We start from the raw sequence: 21052 nt of genomic DNA, 5'->3' as shown, positions 1-21052 counted from the left end.
TAACCAGCCCTGCCTATAATCCGAATATGCCGAAAGGCTTCCTGATCACCGATGCTACGCTCGAAGATAAGATCGTGAGAGGCCACTGCTCTCAGTGTGGACAGGTATTCAGTGAAGTGACCTCCGATGATCTCGGTTCGGTCTCACACCAATTTGAAGTCCACGTTTGCATTGACACGCAACGACTGAGAAAAGGCTTGTTTCAAGCAGAGCCAGACCCCGAATGAGAACTGCTGATCTTCGGACTAAGCCTGTCCCGCTCCCTTTGCCCACGCCTTTCTCTTTTCCGCCCTTTGCTCCAGAGTCGGCATAAGCCGAATAGCGACAAGCTTCAGCTCCCGTTTCGGGAAGCGGTCGTTCAGCGTGAGCTGCCCGAATTGCCACGTTTGTTGGATATGATTGCGGCATTATGAGCAAGCTCGCCGTCGCGCATGGAAAGGTTATGCTTTCCGGGCGTGGTGTGCCTGACAGATGCGCTCGCTCTGGCTTCAGTTGCGAGTCGGCTCTCCTAAAACAAGAGAAGTTACGCGGGTTGTCGGTCCTTACTTTGCGGATGGAAATCCTTAGTACCCTCTAAAATAGACAAGTAGCCTTGGCCACCTCTTACCAATCTGCAGTCGAGAGTCTGCTCTCGCTTGCTCCCGAGCTTTGGACGCAGCACGACCAGAAGCCGCGGCGAAAGTTCGATTTGGAGCACATGCGAGTGCTTACCGAAGCGCTTGGGCATCCAGAGCGGCGGTTCCCCAGCATTATCATCGCGGGAACAAACGGCAAAGGATCGACCTCGGCGATGCTCGCCAGCATTATTCGCCAAGCAGGATACCGCCCGGGACTCTACACCTCTCCGCATCTGGTGCGCGTGAATGAGCGCATAGCGATCGAAGGCGAGCCCATTAGCGATGCGGAATTTGCCGAGATGCATGGGCGGATCGAAGCGGTTTCGCAGGGGTTGATGCAGGTGGGCAAGCTGGAACAGCATCCCAGTTTTTTTGAGACGCTCACCGCCATGGCATTTGATTATTTTGCGAGTGCGGCAGTCGACATCGCCGTCCTGGAGGTAGGTATTGGTGGGCGGCTCGATGCAACCAACGTAGCTGATCCGCTGATCTCGATCATTACCGACATCTCACTTGATCACACCACGTGGCTGGGCAACACGCTGACTGAGATTGCGCGCGAAAAGGCGGGAATTATCCGTCCCAAGGGGCTGCTCGTGACTCTGCCGCAGCATCCTGAGGTAAACGACGCGCTCGGCGAAGCAGTGCGTGGGCTTGACGTGCAGGCTGTGAACGCGAGCGCCTATATGCCGCCGATTACGCCCGCAGCGGAGCCCTTCGAGGCTGAGTCGGGAGATTCGCCGCACAATCGTTATCCGCTCGATATCTTCGGCAAGCACGTGATCATCGATTCGCCGCTTGCGGGGCGACATCAACTGAGAAACGCTGCCCTGGCGATCGCTTCCGCCGTCGAGCTGAAACAACGCTTCGCATACGACATTTCCGCGCAGCAGATCGCAAGTGGTATCGCGAGCACGCGCTGGCCAGGAAGATTCCAGGTGGTTCCCGGCCCGACTGAGATTGTGCTTGATGTCGCTCACAATCCCGACGGAGCGTGGGCGCTGCGTTCGGCACTAACTTCGCGCTATCAAGGAACTCCGCTCACATTTATTTTTGGGACGATGCGGGATAAAGCTATCGCTGAAATCGCCGAGATTTTGTTCCCATTAGGCGAAGGGGTAATTGCCACCAGAGTCAACAGCCCGCGCGCAGCTTCAGCGGGAGACATTTGCAACCTCACCTCTCACGTGGGGACTCCGATCACTGCTGCTGAATCGTTGCAGCAGGCGATTGAGCTTGCACGTGGGCGAAATCGGCCCATTGTGATTACTGGTTCGGTGTACCTCGTGGGAGCAGCGTCGGAATTACTCAAACACTCTACAGGGACTGACGTGCATCCTCGCGCGGGTTTCTGATGCTCTTGCGCGAAGTTTGTAATTAGGAAATCCGACTTCGCTCATTCTCGACGACAGCTGGAGATCAAGTCAGCTTTGCGTGATTCCAGCCAAGACCCGCGCGAGGACCCGCGGCAGTCCTTTTACAATGTCTACGTGGAAAATCGCTCCAGCTTGGTTGAGGTCGAAGAACAGGGTGATTCTATTGTTAGGCAGGATGGGCTCTCCCATTGGCTTAGCCGATTGCGCTCGTACTTCGTGCTCGATCCGCTGATCTTCTCTTACACAGCTCTGCTGGGAAGCGCGGCATTTGCGACGTCATTCGTGGACCGAGGCGGCGCTAAACAGCATGTGATTGCGCGTAAGTGGTCGGAATGGATTCTCCGTACGACGATGTGCCCAGTGCGCGTCGTAGGCCTTGAGCGCGTGGATACTTCGTGCCCCGCTGTATATGCGGCGAACCATATTTCGGCGCTGGATATTCCCGTGCTATTCGCCAATCTTCCATTTCAGTTCCGCATTCTGGCTAAACAGCACCTGTTTCGATATCCATTTGTAGGCGGATACTTGAAACGCTCAGGGCAGTATCCGGTGGATCACAGCAACGCGCGCACCTCGATTCGTAGCTTGGGGAAAGCGATTGAGGGATTGAAGTCGGGAATGCCGCTGGTGATCTTTCCCGAAGGCGGACGAGCGGCGGACGGTCATATCATGCCCTTCATGAGCGGAGCTTTCTACGCATCGGTCAAAGCGCAGGTGCCGGTCGTCCCGATGGCTATTGTCGGCACGTTTGAAGCTCTGCCCATGAACACGTTTCACATTCAGCCGCACGAATTGCAGCTGCTGATCGGGGAGCCGATCTCTCCGGCAAATTACATGACTCGTGACATGGGAGAACTCGCTGCGGTAACACAGCGAGCTATTGAAGACATGTATTACGCGAATGCCCACGTGCCGGATCCGCGTGTCCGTGTGTAGCTATTCGGCAGAGGTTTTTACAACTGTGATTTCCGGGAGCTGCATATTCCACTCTCCGCTTACGTGTTCGAACGTCTGGCGGAACTCTTTCAATTGCCCGGGACGCAGTGGCGCACTGCTGAGCGGTGCTGTGTCGATGTAGGGTTCGCGGGTAGTGATTACCATGAGACGTTGCTGCTCGCGTTGAACGATTTGTGCCAATGAATCCTTAAAAACGATCTGCAACAGAGCATTGTCGACCGTCTTGCTCCCGCTATTTTTGATCTTGCCTTCAATGTAGGTCACTTGCTGCCCGGCAAAGTTCGCAGCCGTGCTCATGGCCACATCGGTAATCGCCAAATTTGAAGCATATGGATCGGCTGCCGTGGGACTCGCGGTGTCGCTGGTTCTGTTGCGCCCGAAAACGATAAACAGACCTATAGCTACGAGGACTGCTACCGCGCCGATCGCGATTGGAACCAGCGGTGGACGTGATTGTTCTTCGCTGCCTGGAGGCGCGCCAAAGGAGGGCACGGGAGTGGTAGAGCCGCCCATAACGTGGATTGTACCGCCAGCATGAGTTGTGCGCAGTGAGGGGCACTCATTTGCTAGCATCGCTGCATGACAAGGGTGCTCGTCGAAATCCGGCAACTCACAAAGACCTACACCCGAGCCGGCGGCCTACTCTCACGCTCCAGCGCTGAGGAAACCCGGGCTGTGAATGGCGTCTCATTCGACATCTTTGCAGGTGAGACTTTGGGCCTGGTGGGAGAGTCCGGGTGCGGCAAGACGACGCTCGGGCGAATGCTGCTGCGGCTCATCGAGCCGACGTCCGGAAGTGTCTACTTCAATCGGCGTGATGTTTTGGGTGCGTCTGGAGCGGAGTTGCGCCGCTTGCGACGCGATATGCAAATCGTCTTTCAAGATCCATTCGCATCGCTTAACCCGAGAATGCGAGTATTCGACATGGTGCGGGAGCCCTGGATTATTCATTCCAACGCCGGTGATAACGGGAGGGAAACCGGAGATCATCGCCATCGAGCTGCTGAGCTACTAAGCGCGGTGGGACTGGAGCCAAGCACGCTGAATCGTTATCCACACGAGTTCTCGGGAGGACAGCGTCAGCGCATCGGCATTGCGCGTGCGTTGGCGCTTAAACCGCGTTTCCTTGTTCTCGACGAGCCCGTCTCCGCGCTCGATGTGAGTGTGGGAGCGCAAATCGTCAATCTTCTAGCCAAGCTGCAACGTGAGTTCGGACTGACATATCTTTTCATCTCACATTCCATGCCGATTGTGCGCTATCTCTCAACTCGAATCGCGGTGATGCGCAAAGGCGAGATCGTGGAAATTGGCGATGCGGTGCGGGTTACGTCCTCGCCACAGCACGAATACACAAAGGCTTTGCTCGCCGCCACTCCTGAAGTTGCGGTCTTTTAAACTCCAATTCTATCCGCAATAGCTGAAAACGAGTTCGGTTAACGAAACTTACCTCTGGCTTCGCTTTTCCACCTTCGCCCATGTGTCCTTTAGGGCGACAGTACGATTGAAGACCAGAGCATCGGGCCTTGAGTCGGGATCGACGCAGAAGTATCCGAGTCGTTCAAATTGATATCGCGAGCCAGAGCCTGCATTGGCAAGCGAAGGCTCGAGCTTGGCATTGCGGATCACTTCGAGCGAATTCGGATTGAGGTTCGATATCCAGTCCTTACCTTCTTCGAATTCGTTGGGATCTTCTTTCAGAAACAGATTGTCGTAGACCCGCACCTCGGCGTTCAGGGCGTGCGTTGCCGATACCCAGTGAATCGTCGACTTCACTTTGCGTCCATCGGGGGCATTGCCGCCGCGAGTCGCGGGATCATGTTTGCAATGAACTTCGATCACTTCGCCGCTTGTGTCTTTCACTACCTTCGTGCACGTAACGAAATAGCCGTAGCGCAATCGCACTTCGCGTCCCAGTGAGAGACGATAGAACTGCTTTGGCGGATTTTCGCGGAAATCGTCGCGTTCGATATAGAGCACCTGAGAGAAGGGGACTTTGCGAGTACCGACGGTTGCGTCCTCGGGATTGTTGATCGCATCCATCTCCTCGACTTGGCCTTCGGGATAGTTGTCGATGACTACCTTCAGCGGACGGAGCACGGCCATTACGCGAGGCACACGTTTGTTGAGATCCTCGCGCAAAAAATGCTCGAGCATCGCCAGCTCAATGATTCCGTTCGTCTTTGACACGCCGATCGAGTTACAGAAGTTTCTCAACGCTTCCGGTGTGTAGCCGCGTCGACGGACGCCGGAGAGCGTAGGCATGCGCGGATCGTCCCATCCGCGGACAATTCCTTCGTTTACCAGCTGCAGGAGCTTGCGCTTGCTGAGGACGGTATAGGTCAGGTTTAGACGATCAAATTCGATCTGTTGCGAGGGGAAAATGCCGAGCTGCTCGATGAACCAGTTGTACAGTGGGCGATGATCCTCGAATTCCAGCGTGCAAATCGAATGCGTGACCTTCTCCAACGAATCAGACTGGCCGTGAGCGAAATCATAGAGAGGATAGATGCACCACTTGTTCCGGGTACGGTGATGCTCAGCGTGCAGAATGCGATACATCACCGGATCGCGCATGTTCAGGTTGGGGGAAGCCATGTCGATCTTCGCACGTAGCGTGCGTGATCCACTCGGGAACTCTCCCTTCCGCATGCGCTCAAAGAGATCGAGGCTTTCCTCAACAGAGCGATTCCGAAATGGACTGTTCTGACCGGACTCGGTTAAAGTTCCTCGAGTTTTACGGATCTCTTCGGGGCTTAGGTCATCAACGTAGGCCTTCCCTGCCTTAATCAGTTTGACCGCCCATGCATAGAGCTGATCGAAGTAGTCGGAGGCATAGAACATCCGATCTCCCCAATCAAAGCCGATCCAGCGGACATCGCGAATGATGGAGTCTACGTACTCCTGTTCTTCCTTCTCAGGATTAGTGTCGTCAAAGCGGAGATTCGTCTTCCCGCCAAACTCGGCCGCTAGGCCGAAGTTGAGACAGATCGCTTTTGCGTGGCCCAGATGCAGATATCCGTTAGGTTCGGGAGGAAAACGTGTCTGAACTCTGCCTCCGAACTTGTTGGTCTCGAGATCGTGGACAATGATGTCCCGAATAAAGTTCGACTGAGGAGCTGGAGCGGCAGGTGTTGCAGCCGCGGCTTCCGTGGCTGGATTCGGAGGGTTCATTCTTCAATGCAGGATACCGACCGCGTATCACGGATACCAACGGTCCTACATTCATTCATTATGCCGCAGCTAGCCGGATTTGAGCGTTACGACGGTTTTCCGCTGCCTTCGGCAAGAGCCAGGTTATTGAAATCGCGTGCAGCATCGTTAGCGTCGGACTGCTTCCACTCTGGTGACTGCAGCGGACGTGTGAGATGTTCTACAAATTCCAACTCCGGCAAGATATCGGCCGAAGATGCGCCAAGCTGCTCGAACTTTCGAGCGGCGGGGAAGGCGCTTCTTTCGATCGAGCCGATGACCTGATTGTAAGTAGCGACGGTGCGGTCGATGTTGTCTCCCAGCTTGGAGAGGTGAGTTCCCAAGGTGACTAGGCGAGAGTAGAGCAGGCGCCCAATGGCACTAATCTCTTCCGCATTTTTAGCCAGTCTGTCTTCCCGCCAGCCGCAATGCACAGCTTTCAACAACGCGATCAGTGTGAGCGGGGTGGCAAGCAGCACTTTGCTCTGCGCAGCATCATCGAGAAGTGTGGAATCCGCCTGCAGCGCAGCGCTTAAGAGCGCCTCGCTGGGCATAAAGGCAACGACGAAATCGGGCGAGTTGGGAAACTGCTGCCAATAGGCTTTTGAGGCAAGATCGTCGACATGCTTGCGAACTTGCGCCGCATGCTGTTCCAGATGGGCGCGCACTTCCTCCTCCTGATCGGCATTGGTGGCCTTGGTGAATGCCTCCAGCGAGACTTTCGCGTCGACTGCGATCATACGGCCGTTGGGCATGTGCACGACTAGATCGGGACGAAGGCGATTGCCGTCTTCGTCCGAGAATGTCTTTTGCGACTCGAAGTGGCAGTGCTCGATCATGCCGGCAAATTCGACCACACGCCGCAGCTGCACCTCGCCCCAATTGCCACGTACCGTCGGGCGTTCCAGCGCGCGCGAGAGACGGCGCGTTTCATCTGAGAGGCGATGCTGGAGATCTACAAGAGAGGTGATCTGCTGACCCAGAGCGGCTTCCGCTTGCTTGTGTTCCACATCGCTGGAGCGAATCTGCTCGTCAAGCGCTTTGAGCGAAGAACTGGCGGTTTCGAGGAGAGCTTGAATGGCATCCTTCTTCATGCCCAGATCGCCGGAAGCCATCCTCTGTTCGTGTTCGAACTGGTTCTTCGCCAGCTTGAGAAATTCGGCAGTATTTTCTCTTAGCGCTTTCGCAGCGAGCAAATCAAAGGATTCCGACAAACGCTGCTCGCTCTGCTGTACGAGAGCAAGCTTATCTATTGCAGCCTGGCGCTCGGCTGCCAGTTCCGCCCGTGTTGCCGACAGCTGATTGGAGATCTCGAGCAGCGCCGAGCTTTTTGCCACCACTTCAGCCCCGAGCCGTTGCAATTCGCAATTAGCCTGTTCCAGGTAGCGCTCAAAATTGCGAACACGCTCCAATGACACTGCCATCCGACCTTGCAACAGCAGGTAAGTACACGCAATACCGACGGCTAACCCAAAAACGTTGATGAGAAGCAGTCCCATGCCGCGCTCACTCCAAGGCGAAGTTTAGACGAAAGTACCACGAAAGCATGGCGATGTTGCAAAAGAAATTTCGCGGCGCATCAGCAAGAACACGGCACGCCCATTACCGATTCACGAGAATCACCTTTCGAAAGCTCAGCCAAGTTTACCTACTCGGCAGAGTGAACGGATTCGGCTAGTCTTCTTTGATATGGCTCATGAACATGCGGATGTTCGGCACGTAGAGCGGCATTTCGCTTCGGGAAATCTGGTAAGGGATATCGTCATCGGCATGGCGGATGGTTTAACCGTACCATTCGCACTGGCGGCGGGATTGACTGGTGCCGTGAGCGTGACACGACTCATCGTCCTTGCGGGATCGGCCGAGATTGCGGCTGGTTCTATTGCAATGGGACTGGGAGGATATCTGGCGGCTAAAGGCGACGCGAGTCACTACGAAAGCGAGCGCCAGCGAGAGGAGCGAGAGATCGTGGAGCGCGTTCAGGACGAAGAGCGCGAAATTTACGAAATTTTTAGTACCTACGGTGTAAGCCAGGAGGAGAGTACGCCTGTTCTGAATGCCCTAAAACGCAAGCCGCAAGCGTGGGTGGATTTCATGATGCGCTTTGAGCTTGGTTTGGAAAAACCGGAGCCGCAGCGGGCGAGGAACAGTGCTGCGACGATCGCAGTGTCATACATCGTAGGAGGACTGATCCCACTTGCTCCTTATATCCTTCTGCATGATGTGTATTCTGCATTGACATGGTCGGTTCTCATTACGATCGTGGCGCTCGCGGTCTTTGGCTTCATTAAGGGACGAGTTGCCGGGATATCGCCGCTGCGAAGTGCGATACAAACTACACTCACCGGCAGTCTCGCGGCAGCTGCGGCATTTGGACTGGCGCGACTATTTTCAGTAGAGTAGGAGAGCAGCAAGCGAAATTCCGATGTACTGAAATTCCATCCCAGCTCGATTGCTTCGCGCCCGGTTCAGGGCTTGAGTGGTTCTCATCTACAAGTCAACGCGATCGGCATACGCACGTCCGATTTTTTTTGTTTAGATGTGCGTGGATTTCAGTGCTGGTCAGTTCGGATAGGCAATCATGGTTAGGCGATTTGTCCAGGACGTGAAGTCGGAGGCGCGAAGCGTTTTCGCGCTGGCGTGGCCGCTGGTTCTGGCAGAGATCGGATGGATGGCGATGGGTCTTGTGGACACCATGATGGTGGGTCACATGCCCCACAGCGCTCAAGCGATTGGCGGTGTCAGTCTCGGCGGAGTGATCTTTTACATGGCCGCCATGTTTGGCGGAAGCATTCTTTTTTCGCTGGATACAAAAGTCTCGCAGTCCTTCGGAGCGGGAAACCTCGCTGATGCAAATCACTCCCTGCTCAACGCGATGTACATCGTGGCGCCGTTAGCACCCGCTTGCATGTTGATGGTGTGGTTTATCGGGCGCATGCTTCCCGAAATAGGAGTGAATCCGGAAGTGCTTGCGCAGGCGTTGCCCTTCTTGCGGGCGATGAACTGGAGCACTCTGCCCATGCTGCTGTACTTCGCCTTCCGCCGCTATCTCCAGGCTGTGGATCTGGTGAAGCCGGTGACGTTCGCCCTCATTTCCGCCAATGTTGTGAACCTTATTGGAGACTGGATTTTGATCTACGGACATCTTGGTTCGCCTGTGTTTGGCGTCGCGGGCTCAGGATGGTCCACTTGTATTTCGCGTACCTATATGGCCACGGTGTTGTTCGCCGTTGTAGTCTGGCAGCACCGCAGGCATAAGCTGCCGCTGCTGGATCGTCCCCTGCGTCCCGATTTCGTACGAATTCGTGAGCTGGTACGGATCGGATTGCCGATGGCTGTGCAGATGTTCTTCGAGATCGGCGTCTTTACTGCGGCGACCGCGCTAATCGCGCGGCTCGATGCCGCCTCGGTTGCTGCGCATCAGATTGCGCTGAACTGCGCCAGTCTCACTTACATGGTACCGCTGGGAATCTGTTCAGCCGCAGCCGTGCGGGTGGGGCAAGCCCTTGGACGTCGCGATCCCGTAGCCGCCGGACGTGCAGGGTGGGCAGCGCTCTCGATGGGAGCGGGATTCATGACCGTCGCAGCGCTCGTGCTCGTCTTCGCCCCGCGGTTGATCGTGCGTGCTTTCACGCCTGACCCGCAAGTTATGCGCATTGGTGTGATGCTCCTCTTAGTCGCAGCCGCCTTTCAGTTGTTCGACGGATTACAGACCGTTGCTACGGGCGCGCTTCGCGGAGCGGGCGAGACACGCATTCCGATGTTCAGTTCGTTCATCGCATATTGGGTGATCGGTTTGCCGCTTGCATATTACCTGGGATTCGTACTTGGATTTGGTGCCGTTGGGGTCTGGGTCGGCCTGGCCGTGTCGCTGGCGATCATCGGTACTTTGTTAGTGTTTATCTGGAGGCAGAAGGTCCTAGGGCTCGTGGCGCATTCCGGAGCGAGAGTAGCGTCACTTGCCTGAGCTTCCACTTAAGGGCAGTGTGGCTGCTCCTATTGGAGCAGATGCGGGTTCTTTCCCGCTTGCAATACCTGCTGGGCGCGCGAATAAAGTTCCAGGACTTCGAGCGGCTTGGTTACGTGTGGGAGCATCGCGATTTCGAGGATCTCGCGCGTTTCGCGGCTTGGCCTTCGCGAAACTGTGAGCAGCATTCGCTCGGCGAGCTCGGGCCGATTTTCACGTACCCACCAGACGAGGCGCTTGCTGGAAAGAGGTTCTTCAAGTTCATCGTCGAGGATGATGGCATCCATCTTCGAAGTGCGAAGATGATCAAGGGCATCGTTGGCTGAAAGGGCGGGGATCACCTCTGCGCCGAGAGCACTGAGAACTGACCTTTGGAACTCGAGTACCGCTTCACTGCGCTGAACGAGGAGTATGCGCGTACCTGCATTATCCTCAGGTGGAATCGATTGCCAGGCTGATGTATCGGTCTCCGGTTTCGACTTTATCGGCGTAACCGGCCGCTCCAGCTCCGCTCGTGGGACGCTCACACCTTCTCCTCCACGCAGCTTCTTTATCTCCGAGCCGCTCGAGAAGGCCGCGATCACTTTTCGAGCTTTCTCGATCTGCTCTTCCATGCGCGTGACTAGATGCGCGGAGCGCGGTTCCACAGTTTCCGCTTTCAGCAGCTCAATGTAGCCGAAGATCGCGGTGAGCGGATTAATGAGATCACGTGCCACGCCGCCGACGAGATTTGCAAATTCCTGATAGTTGGAGGCTTCACTGCTTTGCAGTGTCTGTCGGCCTGCTTGAGATTCCAGACCCAAGCGGATTAGGTGCGCAATAAGTTCAGAGATCTTCTGCTGAGTGCGGTCGAAGCGGCGCGATTCGTGATCGAATAACGCCAGCGTGCCAAAGACTTGATCTTCGTTACCGAGCGAAATCCAGAGCGAGGCGCAGCAGGAAAAATCGAATGAGGGTAGAAGCGTTCTCAGCGAATCCCAGTCGCCGGAGACGATAATGCGGCGCGGTTGCCGGCGCAGGTAATCACTAAATGACGCAGGCAGGTGTTCGGGAGTCTCAAGGTCACTGCCGGCGCGCTCGTTTACGCGCAACGTACCGATATGTCCGCATGGAGGTCCAGCTGCGGGATAGAAGACGACGCAACTTACTTCGAGCAATTCTCCGGCTGTCTGTAAGGCGCAGAGGAGAAAGTCCTGCTCGGTACGGCAAAGAGCAGCGGCTGATCCTGCAGTGATCATCGCATCGCAAATCTCTTCAATTGAGTACAAGGTGCGAGTTCCCCGATTCGCGGTCGATCTTTCTTCTCAAACTCAATCGCTGAAAACAGGAAATGCAGATTTTCACGCGGAATACACTCGGTGCCCAGTAAGCCGTCCTACTAGGTCGCAAGAAAGCCTATCGATGTCCGCGACGGTGATCTGCGTCGTCTTCTGCTGCGGCAGCAATCGCGTGGCGCTCTTGTTTTCCAAATCGCGCCGCAAATGCACTAATAGAGCCTGGACCACGCTCGAATCGAACTTCGAAGGCGACAGCCTTACCAGTTCATGACAAACACTCATTACAGAATTCGACTGACGATAGGGACGATCGCTCGTCATGGCGTCAAACGTATCGCCTACCGCAACGATACGTACCGAAAGCGGAAGCTCGTCGTTATGCAGGCGGTCGGGATATCCGGAGCCGTCGGCACGTTCGTGGTGCCAGCGGACTACCTCAGGCACCTGCGGCCAGGGAAAGCGGGCCGAGGAGACGATCTGGTGGCCCATTACGGTATGGTCCGCGATGGCGCGAAACTCTTCCGGACGCAGGGTGGAGGCCTTAGCGAAAAACTGCTTATCTACAGTTACCTTGCCGATATCGTGCAGGTGCGCAGCCGCGCGAATTCCTGCGACTTCTTCTTCACTCATGCCTAGAGTGGTTGCGATGCCGGCGGAAAAGCGCGCTACGTGCACCGAATGTCCGCGCAGATAAGTATCTTTCGAGTCAATGGTCGTTGCGAACGCCTCAAGCGCATCGTCATAGGAATGATGAAGTGAGCTGAGGAGCCGCAGATTGTCAGCGATCTGATGACGCAGCGATTCCGCCAATGAGTGATTGTGCAGTACCAGTGCCACGTGCGACGACAGCATCTCCAGTGCTTCGAGATCGACGATCCCATAGGTTTCTTGACCCTGCCGCCCACCGAGCACCAAAGCGCCAATCGGGCCGGTATTCACGCGCAGCGGCGCGAAGCATTTGATCGCGTTGAGGAAAGGAGTTTGCGAAGAGCCAAAAAGCTCTTGTATATCCTGCTGCCGGTTCGTAAGGCGCGGTGCTCGCGTCTGATTCCAATGATGCTGCGAAACACCGACCAGGGGGAGCACACAATGAGCGGTTAGGCCAGGGAATCCAGTCGAAGCTACACAGGTAAGCTTGGAAGCGGCGCTATCTAGAAGCAGGAGTGCGCCTTGATCAGCCTCAAAAGCACCCAGGATGCGCTCGAGAATCTGCCGGGCGGCATCCGAGAATTCGTGGTCGGCCGTTGCCACAGGCCCCACCTCGGCGATCGTCCTCAGGACGGCAAAGAGGCGGAAGAATTTCGAATTTTGATCCACCACAGACGAAGTAACGGATGTCGCACAGAGCAACTACAACATAGCACCGGACTTAGGGCGGCTCATGAAATTGTGATTACTGGTTAGTTGCTGGTTTGGTTCAATCTGGTCCTCATGTGGATGATTACATGCCTTATGGTAAAGGCGCAGCATGCTGCGTCTCTAGCGCGCCTTTTTTACTAGATCAATTCCCAATTGCTGACACTTCTTATAAAGATGACTGCGCTCCACGCCAAGTGCTTTGGATGTGTTGGTGATGTGATGTTGCTGACGATCCAGTTCTGCCAGGATGATCTTTCTCTCGACCTGATCCATGCGCTGTGCCAAGGTTCCCTGACCATCGGGAATGGAAGCGGCAGGCATACTCGAGTTGGACGGCAATGCCACTCGCACGATCGATTGATCCACGACGTTGTTCGTCGCCAGCAAAAGTAGGCGTTCAATCATGTTGCGCAGCTCGCGGACATTTCCGGGCCATGAGTATTTTTGCAACTCAGCGATAGCATCGGCGGTAAATTCGGTAGCTTTCCAATTGTTCTGGCGAGCGATCTGTTTTTGAAAATGTTCGATCAGAACGGGAATGTCGTCACGCCGTTCGCGCAATGGCGGCAGGGTGATCGGGAAAACATAGATGCGATGAAATAAATCTTGGCGGAACTTGCCTTCGCGTACCTGCTCGGTCAAGTCGCGATGAGTCGCGACGATTACTCGCACGTCCACCTTAACCGTGCCACTGCCGCCGATTCGCTCTACCTCTCCTTCTTCGAGACCGCGCAGAAGCTTCGCCTGCATTGCCAGAGGCATGTCGCCGATCTCATCGAGAAAGAGTGTGCCCCCGTTTGCCTGCTCGAATTTCCCAAGATGACGTGCTGCGGCTCCGGTGAACGCCCCCTTTTCATGTCCAAAGAGTTCACTCTCGATTAATTCGGCGGGGACTGCGGCGCAATTGAGCGTAACAAACGGCTGTCCAGCGCGCGGACTCTTCTGATGGAGCGTGCGCGCCACCAGCTCTTTGCCGGTTCCCGTCTCTCCCAAGATGCAAACGCGCGTCTCGCTGGCCGCCACGCGTTCAATCTGTGCCATGAGGCGCGACATCACCTCTCCACGCCATACCAGTTCATGCTTGCCCAGCGTTCCGCGGAGCTCGCGGTTCTCCCGCTCGAGACGCGTGAGCCTCATGGCATTGTCGAGCGTCAGCAGGAGCTTGTCTGTGGAGATAGGCTTCTCCAGAAAATCGATTGCGCCCACCTTGGTTGCGCGCACTGCCATCTGCACGTGCGCCTGCCCGGACATCATGACTACCGGCGTGGTGACGCCCAGCGTCTTGATCTCCTCCAGCAGCGCTATGCCGTCTTTCCCGGGCATCACGACATCGGACAGAATGAGATCAAAGGTTTGGCTCTTGACCAGTTCGAGAGCTCGCGCGGGTTGATCGCAGACCGCCGCCTCGTGCCCGGCAAGGCGGAAGGCACGCGAGAGCGATGCCAGAGTATTTGGCTCGTCATCGATAATGAGCAAGTGCGCCTTGGTCACGCTTATGCCTTTCCCATGGCCGCATCGTTGGTCTGCGTTGCTGGCTTGCGCTGAAATTCCATGCGGAATGTCGTTCCAAGTCCCGGACGGCTGGAGACGGAGATTCTCGCTCCGTGGTCGCTGATTACCGATTGCACAATTGCAAGTCCCAGTCCGGTGCCATGCTGCTTTGTCGTGTAATAAGGGGTGAACAGACGGCTGGCTTCTTCTTCGTCAAATCCTGCACCGCTATCAGAGACTTCGACCGTCATATTCTCGGCGGAGCCCAGCGTAGTGATGCGCAGGGTTCCGCCATCAGGCATTGCGTCGATAGCGTTCAAGACCAGATTCTCAAAAGCGCGTCGCAGAAGCTCCGGGTCGGCAGCGACATTTGGGTCCTCCGAGGTAAGCCTGGTTTCCATCTTGATCGGCTTCGCCGTCGAGGCGAGTTGTGGTGCAAATAGTTTCGCGATCTCCTCCAGGATTTGGTCGATGTTGACGCGCTGCAGCTGGGGTACAGGCATCTTAGAAAAATCGCTGAAGCGTCCGACGATCTTCTTCAAATTACTCAGTTCTGCCAGCAAGGTAGCTGTGCTCTCCGCGAATATTTCATCGAATTCGGGCGAGTTCTGCTGCCGCGCTTTCATCAGATTCTCAATCGTAATCTGAAGGGGAAACATCGGGTTTTTAAGTTCATGCGCAAGGCGGCGCGCAAGTTCGCGCCAGGCTGCCACGCGTTCGGCTTGCAGAGCTCGATCACGTTGCCGAAGCAACTCATCGGTCATCTTATTGAACGATGCAATGAGCTGCGCGACTTCGCCCTTATTATTCGCCGAATTTGCATGGACCTTACGCTCCCAATTACCCCCCGCCACATCCTGCGCAGCCGACGAAAGCTCTTCGATGGGCTGGCTGATGCGCGCCGCAGACCATCCACTGGCGATGATGCTCAAAAGGATGCCGCCCGCTGCTACCAACAGACCAATATTCCGAATCCGGCTTTGTAGATCCCCGAGTTCGCGATGACTGCTGGCGACGACCAGAATCGCAATGGGTTGTTTAGAGTCACGGCCAGTAAACGGAATTGCGTGCGCGGTGTACACACCATCGGCACCGTCGTCTAAATGGATGCTCCGCCTTACAGGTTTTCTTTCCTGCAATGATTCCTTGAGGATAGGTTTTAATTCCCCAGGCATGCTCACTTTTCCGTAAGCGTCTTCCAACTCTCCGCCTGCGACCGACGGCTGCCATAACAAAACCCGCGTGCCCTCTGGCAGTGCAAGACTTCTCAGGAAGCTGGAGTCGATCTTCTGGCCGGCCACTATAAGAAAGCGTCGGTCCGCAGGGGCGAGCGCTCGGACTGATATAAGGGCGAGTTCTCTTCCTTGAGGAGTTTCCTCATTTTGTAAAAAGACAGGCTGAAGGTTCCAATCTGGAACTTCATCTATCCAAGCCAAGCGGATGCCAAAGCGCGCAAGCCATTGCGCAGAGGAAATAACGGTTCCGTCCTGCGAAAGAACTTCCAGGAAATCGAGCTGTTGCTCGGCCGCGAGCGAGGGCGCAAGATTCACATAAGGCGCAGGGTCTCCGCCGGGTGCACTCAGCGCGAGGGCCATGCTCCGCAACGGCTGTGAACGCGCGATGGCTGCGGCTCGCAAGGCAAGAGCCTGCCCTTGTAATTCAAACTCCCGCTGGAATTGTTGCGTCACTGCCGTGCTCCGCTGATTGTCGGCTGTTTCGAATGATCTTCGTGCCCCTACTGCGACCGCGTACGAAACCAATGCGACCGTGATAACGACGATGCCGCCGAAGATCAGTAGCAGCCGCATGCGCAAGCTCATTTCGCACTCTCAACCCACAAATCGGCGAGACGGATATCTCCCCAGCGCGTCACGAACCAATCATGAACAATCGGCGCGCGGCTGTACGCTTCTGGAATGTGGGCGATTGGAACCAACGAATAATCCTTCAGCGCATCGCTTTCAATTGCATACATTGCCTCAAGAGTCGTGGTCGTCTCGGCTTTCTGCAGCTTCGGGAGGTTCAGAATGGTTCCGATTCTGGTAAGAGCGGCTCCGGCTTCAGGCGATTCCAGACGAAGGCGCACGAGTCTCACATCGGCATTGAATCCTCGGAACGATGGTGTGTCAGGGCGCGGCTGAACTGTGATTCCCGCTGCCTGCGCATTTACGGCAACGCGTTCAGCGACCAGCTTGGCCAAGTCGTCGTTGGCATCGAAGACGAGCGAAAGCGGCATGAGCGCGCCAAGCGGATTTCGCAGTTGCCGCGCGGCGGAGATATCTTGTACTGCCTTGAAGAGATGATCGTAGCCGGACATCCACGCTGGCAATACCGCTGCATTAGGCTGACCTTGCCTGCGCAGCAACACGGAGTAGATCGAATTACGGTCGAGCGAGCGCGCCAACCCTTCACGCACACCAGGATCCGCAACCGCCGGATGATTTGGAGTGAAGGCCAGCGCGAGGAGTTCAATCGGATCAGTGAGGCTTGAATTCCCAGCAGCCGTCCGGGGCTGGGTTGGATCGCTCTCGATGATATCCGCGCGCTGAGTCTGCAGGTCCGCTGCTTGATCTGTGAATGATCTGCCCATTTGAATCCGGATGCGATCCAGGAATGGGCGCCCTTGCCATGCTTCATCAAAGGCGTGCAACTCAATTTGCTGTCCAGGTTGGAAGTCACTGATCTGGAATGGGCCACTCCCGATCCACCGTCCATTGTCACCCGCCACGCAAACGGAGTTGTGCGCCTCTGTCAGCTGATAGAGAATGCCGGCAAGAGGCGTGTCCGATTGAATCAGCAGCTCATTCCCATTAGCGCGCGCATGCCACTCCGGATTCTGCGCCGACAGCGCTGTAACCGCTGTCTGTGCGGTCAGCGTGTTGCCGTTGTGCAATGGCACGTCGCGGAGTATGAAGTACCAGGAACGGCCCTCGCGCTCGGAGCGCCACGATGTGGCTAACGATGGCTGCGGCTCTCCGTTCCCATTCAGCGTCACCAGCCGGTCACAGACGTTGCTAAGAACGATATCGCGAAGCAATGCGCGCGCAGCATTCGGATCATCAGTGATGTCGAAGGAGCTGATCGCTCCGCGCATTTGGACACGCAGGGTACCGCCGAAATGCGGACGTATGGCGGGCCAGGCGGTTGCGGCGAGACTAAGTGCCGCAGTGAGCAGTAAGAAGGTACGCTTCATAACGTCCGGATGGAGTGGCGACGATCGCGATTGCCTGTTGATGATCCGCGGAAGTTTTCAAACTCACTACTGGTCCGGGAAATTGCATCGAGTCTGATACCGGTCTGAATTGCGAGTTCAATACTTGGTAAGCCGATAAGGAATCGAATTGCTGGAAATCGCCCGCTCCGGTGGCCAGAACGAGGTCAGCACGGCATGAGCTTTGAATTCCGGCGATGTCGCTTCCCCATCTGTCAGCTATTGGTGTCGAGCGCCCTCCCTGCACCATGGATGCGTGTCCATCCAAGTTGGTGAAGATAACTCGATCGCTCAAGACTGCGGCTGAGAAAAATGCATTGACCGTGCCGCTCTGTCCATTCGGAGAGGAGAGCACTCCGTTGAAGTAGTTTCGATTCGGGGCATAAAACGCGAGCGATTGGCGATCGCCTGTGAGCGGCCAAGGATCGTCGCTGGCGCGACATCCGATTGTAAGAGTGCTGCTCGAGTTACCTGTGCAATGAAGTCCGGGAAGATACGCGTCGAAGCTGCCGATTTGCCCGGGTGCAATTCGCCCGCGTGGATCCCGGCTTGCCAACGGTGTCTGTCCCAGTGATTGTGTTTGCAGAAGGCGCCACTGTGCTGACTGGAGTTGAAACAGCTGTACGGCCCTCGAACTTAGCGCCAATAGATGCGCGCCTTCCCCGATCTTTCCTTCTGGAAGAGTGACATCCAGCAGGGGAAGATCCGAGCTGATTAACAGGTAACGTGAAATCGCGATGGGGTCGTTTGCTGGTGGACGTCCAGCGGAGCTCTTCGCTAGCTCAAGAATTCGAATCTCGTGGGAAGCCCCTTTAGCGATTTCCGCCGTCCAGACATAATTTCGAAAATTCGCGCCCAAAGTGATTGCGATCGCGGCTTCGCTTGCTTCCGGTTTTCCGAGTCTCCATCCACGGGACTGTAATGCCTGTACAAGGCCCGCCTGAATGGACGCGACGGTTGCGTCATCGAGTGGAGAGCGGTTAGCAACAGTGACAGAAGCAGAGGTCGGTGCTACTACCTGGCTGATCTGAGCGGAAAGCTGATTGGCACCGAAGACGAAGTCCTGACTCGCAGCGGGCAAAGGGGCGAATAGCCCAATATTCAATGCCAACACCCAGCCGGCAATCAGTTTCAACATGGGATAGGCGGAGTGTAGCATGCAATACTCGAGCAGGTGTTTCGATCATGCAAAGGACGACGTGCGTCCTACCGCGGGGTTACGTTCATGCAGCGAAGCTTCGCAGGGATTGATGTTCGGAAGGCTCTCTTCCGCTTTTCGGCGAACTGGAAAACACGCGCCGCGAGGGGGCAGTCGGTCCTTCTTCATCGCTGTACGATTCACGCCCTTGCCCGCCGCCCATGCTCACCCCGTTCGCTTGCTCCAGCAGGCGTAGCAACTCTAAACTGTATAGTTCATTCATTTTCAGTATTTTCATTGTTTCCGCTGATTTTTATCCCTCGACACGCGTGAAAGTTTGGCTGATCGAGGCAGCGGGGAGGGTACATGCGTCTTTATCTGGTGACCCGGTTGCTCCTGATTTGTGGAGCTACCGCGGTACTGGCAGCTTGTGGCGGTGGCAGTAAAGCGAACACAACGAACACTCCTACAACGATTACCGCAAATCCCACGAGCCTCTCTCTCACGCATGGGGATGTCGCGGGCATCAGCGTCTCCGTGGCAAATTCCAGTGGAGACCCGATTACACCGACGCCGACCGTGACCTACACGTCGGCTGATCCGAGCTCAGTGACGGTGACCTCCGCCGGCATGGTCTGCGCAGGCGTATTCGACGCTAACAACATCGTCTGCCAGACGAAAGACAGCAGCGGTAATTTGTTGCCGGACAAGACCATTAATGTCACCGTTACTTCCGGAGGTCTCACAGCAACGGTTCCGGTTTACGTGCACGCGCACGTGGATAAGATAACGGTGACGGGGCCGCCGAATCCGCCAGTTTGTCTCTCGCAGAACTTGACTGAGCCGTTCACAGCAAAGGTTTTTAGCAATCAGCAGGGGAGCCCCGTCGACATCACCGCCAACGTCGGGCCACTCACGTGGAGCACTGGTTCGACCACCGTTGCCACGGTCGATTCGAATGGCGTGGTCAAGTCCCAGCAACCCGGAGCGACGACGGTTGTGGCCTCAGTGGCAAACACTACGGGGACTCCGGCCGTCGTGGTCTCGTGTCCACCGAAAACAATCTCGCTACACGTCGCGGGTGTGACCGATACTTCTTTCAATGTGGCAACAGGCACCGCCCAGACGCTCGCAGCCGATGTAACCGATATCCTTGGACAGCCGATCGCCAATGCTGCACTCACTTATTCCAGTTATGTACCAAGTGCGGCTTCAATCACGACGGCAGCTGCGGTTACAACGCCGGGAGCAGGCGTGAGCACGTTGATCGCCTCGTGCGTGCCACCAGGATGTAACCCAGCATCTGGGCCAAACATAAATTTCAACGGCAGCGGAGCCGGACTCGCTATTTATAGCAATCCGGTCATTGGAACGATTACAGGTACAACGGCGACAACCGTCTACGTAACGGGGAGCGACAAACCCGATGCGACGGCAAACACTTCCCTGATCCCGATCGACGTCTCGGCCAATACAGCGGGAACCGCGGTTACTTTGCCCGGATCACCGAACTCGATGGTCTTCGACCGCGCTGGAACGAAAGCGTACTTGGGCAGTTCGGTTGGTATGTTGATCTTCGATCCCGGCACCAATACCGTGACCGGTACTGCGAGCGGGATCACTGGAACAGTACTGACTGTTTCGAATGATGGGCTCACGGTTCTCGTATCCGACGCTTCGGCGGGCAAAGTGTTTGTTTTCAATACGAAACAACAAACAGTCCAGACATTCGACTTGGCAGGGGTAACCGCCGCCGACTTCAATAGCGACAACAGTAAGGCCTATTTAACGAGCGGCTCTGCCGTGTACGAGTACTCTCCTTCAACAGGCGTGAAGACGCTGAGCTTTGCAGCCGACGGCGTTGCTTTCGCTCCACAGGGAGCGGTCGCATTTTTCGGGGGAAGCTCCATTTTGGGACTTGTAGTCTGCAACGACTCTCCGGCCCCTGCAACTGCGAGCGCCGTTAATGTATTCGCTCCTACTCCCGATGGCACTCACATGCTCGGTGCCGGAGCCGGAGGTTGGACGGACCTTAGCTACACGGTTACCAACAGCAATGGATGCCCGCCCATCACGAGCAACACCGCTCGCAATGCAGCCTTTCCGGCATTCGTCGGAACACCCGCTAAGATCGCAGTGGCTTCCGACGATTCCATTGCTTTCCTCACGGGATACGGCGGCGGTAGCGACGCGCCTGGAATTCCTTTGTATCATCTCGCCGACGGTAGCACTGGCATGATCGCCTTGGTCAATCCAGGCGGAGCGCTATTGTCAGGCGGAATCACACAGGACGCGCACTCACTGTACGTGGGAACAATTGGCAATAGCAGCACAGGTCCGTTCGTGCATCACATTGATCTCACTGCTTCAGGTGGTCCGACAGATGCAAATCAGATTTCTGTGAGCTTCAATCCGAGAATAGTGGTGGTGAGGCCGAAATAGAGCGCCTTTCAACCTGGATCGAGCCGCA

Annotated in this window: 17 protein-coding genes; 7 read left to right on the top strand and 10 right to left on the bottom strand. The window is 56.0% G+C overall.

Translation table 11 applies throughout. The features are described from left to right. Positions 1-26: 26 nt before the first annotated feature. The 3 genes from DMG62_02605 to DMG62_02595 all read left to right on the top strand — a co-directional run bounded on the left by DMG62_02605 (position 27) and on the right by DMG62_02595 (position 2929). Positions 27-227, top strand: a complete 201-nt coding sequence (locus tag DMG62_02605; protein PYY24477.1) for a hypothetical protein — start codon at positions 27-29, stop codon at positions 225-227. A gap of 365 nt (positions 228-592) precedes the next feature. Next, positions 593-1972: a bifunctional folylpolyglutamate synthase/dihydrofolate synthase gene (locus tag DMG62_02600; protein ID PYY24476.1), complete on the top strand. Its 1380-nt coding sequence runs from the start codon at positions 593-595 to the stop codon at positions 1970-1972. Positions 1973-2047: 75 nt separating this feature from the next. After that, the gene (locus tag DMG62_02595; GenBank protein PYY24475.1) at positions 2048-2929 is read left to right on the top strand and encodes a 1-acyl-sn-glycerol-3-phosphate acyltransferase; all 882 of its coding nucleotides are present in this window, start codon (positions 2048-2050) and stop codon (positions 2927-2929) included. Here DMG62_02595 and DMG62_02590 read toward each other — a convergent pair whose 3' ends face one another. Beyond that, on the bottom strand, positions 2930-3523 hold the full coding sequence (locus DMG62_02590; protein PYY24474.1) for a hypothetical protein: 594 nt from the start codon (positions 3521-3523) through the stop codon (positions 2930-2932). Positions 3524-3529: 6 nt separating this feature from the next. Between DMG62_02590 and DMG62_02585 the strand changes: the two genes are divergently transcribed. Further along, a complete protein-coding gene (locus DMG62_02585) occupies positions 3530-4345 on the top strand; it encodes an ABC transporter ATP-binding protein (protein PYY24473.1) in 816 nt (271 codons plus the stop codon). 48 nt (positions 4346-4393) lie between these two features. Here the strand turns inward: DMG62_02585 and DMG62_02580 are convergent, their stop codons facing one another. Next, entirely contained in the window at positions 4394-6121 is a 1728-nt protein-coding gene (locus DMG62_02580) for a glutamine--tRNA ligase (protein ID PYY24472.1), read from the bottom strand. 86 nt (positions 6122-6207) lie between these two features. Beyond that, on the bottom strand, positions 6208-7638 hold the full coding sequence (locus DMG62_02575; protein PYY24471.1) for a DNA recombination protein RmuC: 1431 nt from the start codon (positions 7636-7638) through the stop codon (positions 6208-6210). A gap of 190 nt (positions 7639-7828) precedes the next feature. Here DMG62_02575 and DMG62_02570 point away from each other — a divergent pair, with 190 nt between their 5' ends. Both DMG62_02570 and DMG62_02565 read left to right on the top strand, forming a co-directional pair. After that, positions 7829-8542 carry an iron transporter gene (locus DMG62_02570; GenBank protein ID PYY24470.1) on the top strand — a complete coding sequence of 238 codons (714 nt, stop codon included), beginning with the start codon at positions 7829-7831 and terminating at the stop codon, positions 8540-8542. A 178-nt stretch (positions 8543-8720) separates the two neighbouring features. Further along, positions 8721-10106, top strand: a complete 1386-nt coding sequence (locus DMG62_02565) for an MATE family efflux transporter (GenBank protein PYY24469.1) — start codon at positions 8721-8723, stop codon at positions 10104-10106. Between the two features lie 29 nt (positions 10107-10135). Here DMG62_02565 and DMG62_02560 read toward each other — a convergent pair whose 3' ends face one another. The 7 genes from DMG62_02560 to DMG62_02530 all read right to left on the bottom strand — a co-directional run bounded on the left by DMG62_02560 (position 10136) and on the right by DMG62_02530 (position 18880). Next, positions 10136-11374, bottom strand: a complete 1239-nt coding sequence (locus DMG62_02560; protein ID PYY24468.1) for a hypothetical protein — start codon at positions 11372-11374, stop codon at positions 10136-10138. A 72-nt stretch (positions 11375-11446) separates the two neighbouring features. Next, positions 11447-12733, bottom strand: a complete 1287-nt coding sequence (locus tag DMG62_02555; GenBank protein PYY24467.1) for a hypothetical protein — start codon at positions 12731-12733, stop codon at positions 11447-11449. Positions 12734-12862: 129 nt separating this feature from the next. Further along, positions 12863-14233: a sigma-54-dependent Fis family transcriptional regulator gene (locus DMG62_02550; protein PYY24466.1), complete on the bottom strand. Its 1371-nt coding sequence runs from the start codon at positions 14231-14233 to the stop codon at positions 12863-12865. Between the two features lie 2 nt (positions 14234-14235). After that, complete coding sequence (locus DMG62_02545; GenBank protein ID PYY24465.1) at positions 14236-16053, bottom strand: hypothetical protein; 1818 nt, start codon at positions 16051-16053, stop codon at positions 14236-14238. Then, entirely contained in the window at positions 16050-17426 is a 1377-nt protein-coding gene (locus DMG62_02540; GenBank protein PYY24464.1) for a hypothetical protein, read from the bottom strand. The genes DMG62_02545 and DMG62_02540 overlap by 4 nt, the downstream gene beginning before the upstream one ends. After that, complete coding sequence (locus DMG62_02535; GenBank protein ID PYY24463.1) at positions 17389-18582, bottom strand: hypothetical protein; 1194 nt, start codon at positions 18580-18582, stop codon at positions 17389-17391. The genes DMG62_02540 and DMG62_02535 overlap by 38 nt, the downstream gene beginning before the upstream one ends. 85 nt (positions 18583-18667) lie before the next feature. Further along, positions 18668-18880 (bottom strand): hypothetical protein, encoded by a 213-nt coding sequence (locus tag DMG62_02530; GenBank protein PYY24462.1) that lies wholly within the window; start codon positions 18878-18880, stop codon positions 18668-18670. A gap of 68 nt (positions 18881-18948) precedes the next feature. On the opposite strand from DMG62_02530, the gene DMG62_02525 reads away from it, so the two are divergent. Continuing rightward, a complete protein-coding gene (locus DMG62_02525) occupies positions 18949-21024 on the top strand; it encodes a hypothetical protein (GenBank protein ID PYY24461.1) in 2076 nt (691 codons plus the stop codon). Positions 21025-21052 lie beyond the last annotated feature (28 nt).

This window comes from Acidobacteriota bacterium (assembly GCA_003225175.1).
Classification (GTDB): Bacteria; Acidobacteriota; Terriglobia; order Terriglobales; family Acidobacteriaceae; genus Gp1-AA112.
This window is presented reverse-complemented; position numbering and strand designations above follow the sequence as displayed.

Excerpts from the sequence above, each read along its gene's own strand:
- DMG62_02570 (PYY24470.1), top strand. The coding sequence starts at position 7,829 with ATGGCTCATGAACATGCGGATGTTCGGCACGTAGAGCGGCATTTCGCT.
- DMG62_02525 (PYY24461.1), top strand. The coding sequence starts at position 18,949 with ATGCGTCTTTATCTGGTGACCCGGTTGCTCCTGATTTGTGGAGCTACC.
- DMG62_02575 (PYY24471.1), bottom strand. The coding sequence starts at position 7,638 with ATGGGACTGCTTCTCATCAACGTTTTTGGGTTAGCCGTCGGTATTGCG.
- DMG62_02605 (PYY24477.1), top strand. The coding sequence starts at position 27 with ATGCCGAAAGGCTTCCTGATCACCGATGCTACGCTCGAAGATAAGATC.
- DMG62_02540 (PYY24464.1), bottom strand. The coding sequence starts at position 17,426 with ATGAAGCGTACCTTCTTACTGCTCACTGCGGCACTTAGTCTCGCCGCA.
- DMG62_02590 (PYY24474.1), bottom strand. The coding sequence starts at position 3,523 with ATGCTAGCAAATGAGTGCCCCTCACTGCGCACAACTCATGCTGGCGGT.
- DMG62_02580 (PYY24472.1), bottom strand. The coding sequence starts at position 6,121 with ATGAACCCTCCGAATCCAGCCACGGAAGCCGCGGCTGCAACACCTGCC.
- DMG62_02565 (PYY24469.1), top strand. The coding sequence starts at position 8,721 with ATGGTTAGGCGATTTGTCCAGGACGTGAAGTCGGAGGCGCGAAGCGTT.
- DMG62_02545 (PYY24465.1), bottom strand. The coding sequence starts at position 16,053 with ATGAGCTTGCGCATGCGGCTGCTACTGATCTTCGGCGGCATCGTCGTT.
- DMG62_02535 (PYY24463.1), bottom strand. The coding sequence starts at position 18,582 with ATGTTGAAACTGATTGCCGGCTGGGTGTTGGCATTGAATATTGGGCTA.
- DMG62_02585 (PYY24473.1), top strand. The coding sequence starts at position 3,530 with ATGACAAGGGTGCTCGTCGAAATCCGGCAACTCACAAAGACCTACACC.
- DMG62_02530 (PYY24462.1), bottom strand. The coding sequence starts at position 18,880 with ATGAAAATACTGAAAATGAATGAACTATACAGTTTAGAGTTGCTACGC.